This window comes from Pseudomonas sp. 34 E 7 (genome assembly GCF_900005715.1).
Taxonomy (GTDB): domain Bacteria; phylum Pseudomonadota; class Gammaproteobacteria; order Pseudomonadales; family Pseudomonadaceae; genus Aquipseudomonas; species Aquipseudomonas orientalis_A.
Map to the genome: position 1 here is coordinate 1 of NZ_CVTX01000122.1, position 4619 is coordinate 4619.

General features: G+C 51.5%; 5 protein-coding genes. 1 reads left to right on the forward strand and 4 read right to left on the reverse strand.

Annotated features, from left to right (window positions below):
* Nucleotides 1–738: 738 nt before the first annotated feature.
* From BFP96_RS10265 to BFP96_RS10275, 3 genes are all read right to left on the reverse strand, one after another.
* Entirely contained in the window at nucleotides 739–1296 is a 558-nt protein-coding gene (locus tag BFP96_RS10265; protein ID WP_065896845.1) for a hypothetical protein, read from the reverse strand.
* A 355-nt stretch (nucleotides 1297–1651) separates the two neighbouring features.
* The gene (locus BFP96_RS10270) at nucleotides 1652–1930 is read right to left on the reverse strand and encodes a hypothetical protein (RefSeq protein ID WP_065936149.1); all 279 of its coding nucleotides are present in this window, start codon (nucleotides 1928–1930) and stop codon (nucleotides 1652–1654) included.
* Between the two features lie 87 nt (nucleotides 1931–2017).
* Nucleotides 2018–2488 carry a hypothetical protein gene (locus BFP96_RS10275; protein WP_065936150.1) on the reverse strand — a complete coding sequence of 157 codons (471 nt, stop codon included), beginning with the start codon at nucleotides 2486–2488 and terminating at the stop codon, nucleotides 2018–2020.
* A gap of 220 nt (nucleotides 2489–2708) precedes the next feature.
* Between BFP96_RS10275 and BFP96_RS10280 the strand changes: the two genes are divergently transcribed.
* A complete protein-coding gene (locus tag BFP96_RS10280; RefSeq protein WP_065896848.1) occupies nucleotides 2709–3140 on the forward strand; it encodes a bleomycin resistance protein in 432 nt (143 codons plus the stop codon).
* Between the two features lie 166 nt (nucleotides 3141–3306).
* On the opposite strand, the gene BFP96_RS29050 is transcribed toward BFP96_RS10280, so the two are convergent.
* Complete coding sequence (locus BFP96_RS29050; protein ID WP_065935624.1) at nucleotides 3307–4500, reverse strand: IS4 family transposase; 1194 nt, start codon at nucleotides 4498–4500, stop codon at nucleotides 3307–3309.
* Nucleotides 4501–4619 lie beyond the last annotated feature (119 nt).

A 4619-nucleotide genomic window follows, 5' to 3' on the forward strand; every position in this document is an offset into this window, starting at 1 on the left:
TGGCCGGGAGCTGCGGTACGCAACTGAAAGCTTCCGGCCCAAAAAAGCGGCTCCGAATCGCCGAATGAAGGCTAAGAAACCTGATCACCTATCACTATGATGGGTGCTCCGAAGGTTACATCAGATAGCCGAGTAGCCTCAGCTAATGCCCGTAAAGGGGCAGGCAAATCGAAAAGTGTCAGTGGATTCAGTGGGCGGCATTGCAGCTCATACCCCCTCAAGGCCTGGCGTGAATCGCGATGAACGTCTGACCAGTCGTACGCGAAGAACCCACGTTTGGCAAATTCAACGAAAGCGTTTACGCCAGCCCTGGCAGTGACCCGATCTACATCGGACACCTCCGGCAATGAAAGGACAAATTCTTCGGAGTTTTCGACGGAGGGCATTGCGGAATCAGGAACCGGCCCCGGCCCCCCCGTAGTGAAGAGCGCAACCTGCCCGACGGCGTCGGTGGCGACCCATCCAACATCAAAGTCCTGGAGAACGAAGGGAGCCACCATTTGCACCTACTTTATAAAAAGGGACGAGTTGATTTCCTAACTCTACTTGCCAGCCCAGAGTGTGTAAAAGCGCGTCGGCAAACTCTTAAAGCGGGAAGAAATTCGACGAGTTCATTGCCCCAGCTTTAAACATCCGGTTCTGGCCGATTACTGCCCGCTACGACAGGCAGAAATCGGCCAAAAGCTGCCGCTCACTTGAGATAAATTTCGAACGCCCCAAAGCCTGTTAACATGCGTCTCAACGCGCACATTGACCTATTCGAAGAAAATCTTTAAGCGCCGCCTGATAGAGCTTAAATGGCTGATTGTCCGTATTGAATAGTGCAAATGGAATCAACGTGAGATGTGAAAACGACGTAGAGTTTATCGTGTAGGTTTTCTGCCTGCAAAAGCGCTGACCCTTATTCAATATAAAATCAAACTTGAAAAGGTTAGTCCGCGTACACCAACTGGGGATCAAACCCAGACTCAAGCCCGTCAGGTAATCTTGTCCGCAAGCGCCGCCAGATGAGAACTCCGAGATCTTGATTTCTAACGCCGGCAGGGTTGGGGCGGCGAGGCTGGAGCCCGTATCCCGTGCATCGGGAACAACCTTGAGTGTCGCTGCGTATGCGCCCTTGCCGAAGCGACTGTTTTTCCATGGGGAGTTTATTGCGTAACTGAAGCTGGAGATGATTTCTTGTGTCTCGGGTTCAGCGGGTTCGTGGATTGTCGGCTGGGACGAATAAGATGTGCAGCCGGAACAGAATATCGCAATGCTGACAAACACCAACCCATTGGCTTTTAAGCGACGCATACTCAGCTTTCCCTAACTATCAATTAGCCGCCATTCCTGTGACTTAATACCGTATAGCATATTATCTACACACCATATTGCTGAATCAGAATAACAGGGCAGGCTGTACGCGCGACACATCGGGAGAGAGAAAAGGCCGCGGCGATGCTTTCTTTGCCCCAATCCAATGCGAGCCCGCGAACTGATCGCCGCTGGGTTTCTGGACCCTGCCATCGGGAGCGTGACGCATGCTTATCAACTGGATGTGAGGTCGCTCGATAACCCCGACAGAGTGTTCGGAATGTCGCCCGGGCAGTTGCAGGGACGACTCGCCGCTGTCGCCATGAGGGTATGGGGCAACGGCACCCGCCCTCCGCTAACGCGGCCTTTTATCCAAGTTAAATTTGCTCAACAATTCGGCACCGTCAGTGACACCAAGAATCTGATCGATTGCAGCGATTTTAAAGCTTGCATTGGCGATCTGAAAATCTGCGTTGTTGTATGCAGCCTCCGCCTCATTGTGGAGCGCGTAAGCCAAGTGCGCTGCGACACGGACGCTCATGGAAGCATCTACATCTGTGCCCAGATAATCGGCAAGCAATGTCCTGATCTCAAGCAGTGCGAGCGCGAGTAGCCTGGTCTGGTCAGTTTGCATAAAGTGATCCCGTATTCTAAAAGCGAGAGTGCTGGTGAATTCGTAAGGTTACATAAACGCTCGGTCTGGCAAAAGTGACGCTTGGGATCAAGCGTCTATGTTATTTATCAGTTCGCGCCAGACGTCCCTGGCCTTCTGTTCCGAAGTAAAAACTTGTATTTTTGGATGCCAGAACTCCCCCTCAATTACTATGCATTCCAGGGTAGAGTCTTGAAACGTAAAGATATAATGGATGGCATCTTCTAGAAACCGCTGTTTATTGTGTCGCGGATGAATGGCGTTTCTCTGCTCAAGCTCTGCTAGCCAAGGCGAATTATCTATTCGATGAATGTGGTAATGCTTGAGGCCAAGTCTAATAAGCGGATGCCCCCCCAAAGCCTCGTCGTTTGGGGCGCCGAACTGAATTTTTTTAACCAGGGGGAAATGGATTACAACTATTTGTTCCCCAGCGGTGCAATACCGTACACATAGCTGCGTGTCGGTGGCAAACACGACGGGTTCGGGCGACGTACTTGGTTGTGGCCAGCGGTCGAGCAGCACTACGGTTGCGAATGACATATCGAAGCCTAGTGAATAAACAGGGGGCAATCAGAGTGGGAGAGCGACGCGTTGTCGTCAAATGTTTCTGATCGCCACGGGCTGGTTATGGCCGATTGGAGTCGATTCCTGCCCGACCATGCATCATCATGCTCGCCACGACCCCATCGTGGCATGGAAGTTGTAACCGCAGAAACCTCCCGTCTGCAAAAAATACACCTTATGAAATGGAAGTCATCTCATGTTCGAACGTAACAAACTGGTTCCGGAGTTAATGGTAACCAACCTGGAGAGTAGCTTGGCTTTTTGGGTTTCTTGCCTAGGGTTCAAAGTGGTTTATCAACGCCCGGAAGATAAATTTGCATATCTTGATTTGAACGGTGCTCAAGTAATGCTTGAACAGATTGATTCGGACGCGGGTCAATGGTTGACGGCGCCGTTGACCAGGCCGTTTGGAAGAGGCATGAACCTGCAGATTGATGTTGAGGCTGTCGCCCCCATCATCCGAAAACTTGATGAGGCTGGATATGTGCCCTATCGAGAATGCAAAGACACCTGGTATCGGGCTGAAGATGTAGAAGTAGGACAGCGAGAATTCATCGTCCAGGATGCCGACGGTTATCTCGTAAGATTGGTAGAGCGGTTGGGCGAGCGACCAGCGTACTTAAGCTGAACCTGGACCAGGCCTAACGTCCGCAGGACGAAGAACCTGCGGGCGCGATTTGTGTGTATGAAGAAGACTATGGGGTGCAGACCATTACTAATCAGGAAATCAGGGGGATCAGGGTCAGACCACACTCTATATATTGGTGGTCTGACTCTGAGGAATCCCCACAAATTCACCCTAAGCTCTGCGCTTGATGGCGCACCTCATCACGCAGAGTCCGCTCCAATATTTCCAAGTGTTCTCGTCCTCCAAAATCTGTGCAGCTTCGCCAGTATTCCAAGCCTAGTCGCCACAATGAAAGCACTCGCTTTTCTTTGATGCTGTTGCTTTGGTAGCGTCGCTCCAAGCCGCGTTCTCGTGCCTGCAGCCCCGTTAAAAACAGAAGGTAGTTGGCCAAAGCAGCAATCAACAACAACACCTCAATGCGCTTTGGACAGTGGCTTCGATGCAGATTCAGGCCTAATCCCAAGTGCTCACTTTTTACATCTCGAAAGCCTTCTTCGATCTGCATACGGCGCTTATAGATCGCCACTATTTTTGCTGGATTCCATTCGTCTTGCCTCAAATTGCTGGCAAGTAACCAGGGCTCCCGTTCACGCCTGGCTGACTGTCGGCTGAGCTTACTTTTGGCGATTGAGCCAGTCACTCGTTGATGCTTTCGGCCCTTGGCTGAATGTCGCACACAGTACAAATTGATCAAGTGCGGAGCGCTACGCGTCATCTCGACCCGACCAAGCGACTTGGGTGACGAAGTGGCCAAAGCATAGAGATTTTGCACGGGCAGCCACTCATTTTCGTCGCCACGATAAAGCTCCCGATTTCGTATACGAGCCACGTAGTACCAGCCCTGTGCGGCCACTGCTTTCATCCATGGGCGCCGGAAACCTGCATCAGTAACCATCACTGGAACACATCCATCGGGCAGTAGTTCAGCCAGTGTTTTGAGCAGGCGGTTTTGATATTTGGGGCAGCCCTCGCGTTCATGAACACTTTCATAAATAGGGAATGAGCGTCCCGCTAGAGGTATCGCGGCCCTCAACAAAAAAGCGTTGCCGGGAGCATCAATTCGGGACCAGTCAACCAAGATTAATGGGTGCTTCACCGACCCCAGCAATGCCCGCAGGATCACCCAGTAGAACAGCGGACGCTCTGCTCTTAGGTGTTGATTGCCCAGTAACCGATCAACCCGCTTGATTGCATGTTTTGGGAATGCCTGACCTGGCATAAAACGTCCGAGCGCTGTCAGCGTCAGGCGGCGGCCTTGCAGTAACGAACTGACACAACTCATCAGTGTTGTCAGGCGACGAGAGTGGATTGAAGGCAGTGCTTGAGCGAGCGCTCTGTGTAAAAATCGGATGGCCTGCATGGGTTTGGGATCTTGTTTTTGTGTGGTGCAAACCAAGTTGCCGACTCATGCAGGCTTCTTCAATAACTCCAACTTCTTGATTTTTCGTAAGAAAAATCGGGGATCCCTCAGGGTCTGAC